Consider the following 1,878-nt stretch of genomic DNA (forward strand, 5'->3'; position numbering starts at 1 on the left):
CAGCGTGATGAGCCTGCTGCAGGGCTGATCCCTTGCCTCAGGTATAAAGCAGAAAACCCGGCCCCGGCCGGGTTTTTTGTGCCCCGTAGAGCCGGGCTTGCCCGGCTCGACTTGACACCCGCAAAAATTTCCGGAACCGGACCCTAAAGGTTCCCGGAAACGTGTCGTTATTGTTTTCAACCAGGGCACATCGCCCTACTGCCTCCCCCGGGGCACCCCATCCAAGCAATACCAGATACGCATCAGGAGAACGGCAATGGCACAAGTCATCAACACCAACGTGATGTCGCTGAACGCACAGCGCAACCTGTCGACCAGCGGTTCCAGCCTGGCCACCACCATCCAGCGCCTGTCCTCCGGCCTGCGTATCAACAGCGCCAAGGACGATGCCGCCGGCCTGGCCATCTCCGAGCGTTTCAGCACCCAGATCCGCGGCCTGGACGTCGCCGTGCGCAATGCCAACGACGGCATCTCGCTGGCCCAGACCGCCGAAGGCGCAATGGTCGAAATCGGCAACAACCTGCAGCGCATCCGCGAGCTGTCGGTGCAGTCGGCCAACGCCACCAACTCCGACAGTGACCGTGAAGCGCTGAACGCCGAAGTGAAGCAGCTGGTCTCGGAAATCGACCGTGTCAGCCGCCAGACCAACTTCAACGGCACCAAGCTGCTGGACGGTTCGTTCTCCGGTGCCCTGTTCCAGGTCGGTGCCGACTCGGGCCAGACCATCGGCATCAACAGCATCGTTGACGCCAGCGCCGGCGCGCTGGGCGGTGCCAAGTTCGACAGCAACACCTTCACTGTCGCCGCCCCTGCCGCCAATGGCGATGTCACCATCGAAGGCATGGAAATCCAGGGTGCCGACGGCAACTCGTACAAGCTGGACAAGATTGAAGTGAAGGCCGGCGTCGACATCGCCGCCACCCGCAAGGCCACCACCGCTGCGATCGCCGCGGCCATCAATGCCAAGATGGACCAGACCGGCGTCTACGCCTCGGTCGATGCCGCCACCGCCGGCAAGCTGGATCTGACCTCGGTGCAGAGCAACGTCGCTGCAGATGGCACCTTCAATGCCATTGAAGTCACCATGGGTACCTGGACCGGTGCCACCGCGCCGACCGCGCCGACGCCGACCGCCGATGCAACCGGCCTCACCGCCCAGTACGCCAGCAATCTGGACATCTCCACCTTCACCGGTTCCCAGCAGGCTCTGTCCATCGTCGACAAGGCGCTGACCGCAGTGAACAGCTCGCGCGCCGACATGGGTGCGATCCAGAACCGCTTCACCTCCACCATCGCCAACCTCGGCACCACCTCGGAAAACCTGTCGGCCTCGCGCAGCCGTATCCGCGACACCGACTACGCCAAGGAAACCGCCGAACTGACCCGCACGCAGATCCTGCAGCAGGCCGGTACGGCGATGCTGGCCCAGGCCAACCAGTCGCCGCAGAGCGTGATGAGCCTGCTGCAGGGCTGATCCCCTGCGCCAGCTGAAACACGAAAAACCCGGCTTCGGCCGGGTTTTTTGTTGGCTGTTCCGTAGAGCCGGGCTCTGCCCGGCTGCTCTTTGCTCCATGCAGAAACTTTCAAAAGAAATCCGCTAAAGGTTATTGACATTGTGTCGTTATTGATCTCAGCCGCGACATGATCACCTTTCGTGGCACCTCCGCAAGGGGACACATCTCCATTACCCGGCGACATCATCCTCGCCACCAGGAGCACGAAAATGGCACAAGTCATCAATACCAACGTGATGTCGCTGAACGCACAGCGCAATCTGTCGACCAGCGGCTCCAGCCTGGCTACGACGATCCAGCGTCTGTCGTCGGGTCTGCGCATCAACAGCGCCAAGGACGACGCCGCCGGCCTGGCGATCTCCGA

The 1,878-nt window shown here is 62.4% G+C and carries 1 protein-coding gene and 1 pseudogene; both read left to right on the forward strand.

What is annotated here, in order from left to right:
- The first annotated feature begins 256 nt into the window (after window positions 1–256).
- On the forward strand, window positions 257–1,474 hold the full coding sequence (locus EGJ34_RS21590) for a flagellin (RefSeq protein ID WP_125362436.1): 1,218 nt from the start codon (window positions 257–259) through the stop codon (window positions 1,472–1,474).
- Between the two features lie 249 nt (window positions 1,475–1,723).
- Window positions 1,724–1,878 (forward strand): annotated as a pseudogene (locus EGJ34_RS21595) (flagellin); the annotation flags it as partial.

Origin of the sequence: Stenotrophomonas sp. 278 (assembly GCF_003935715.1) — a bacterium.
In the GTDB taxonomy this organism is placed as follows: Bacteria; Pseudomonadota; Gammaproteobacteria; order Xanthomonadales; family Xanthomonadaceae; genus Stenotrophomonas; species Stenotrophomonas maltophilia_AH.

What these genes read in the sequence shown, in the direction of transcription:
- EGJ34_RS21590 (WP_125362436.1), top strand. Translation starts at nt 257, where the DNA reads ATGGCACAAGTCATCAACACCAACGTGATGTCGCTGAACGCACAGCGC.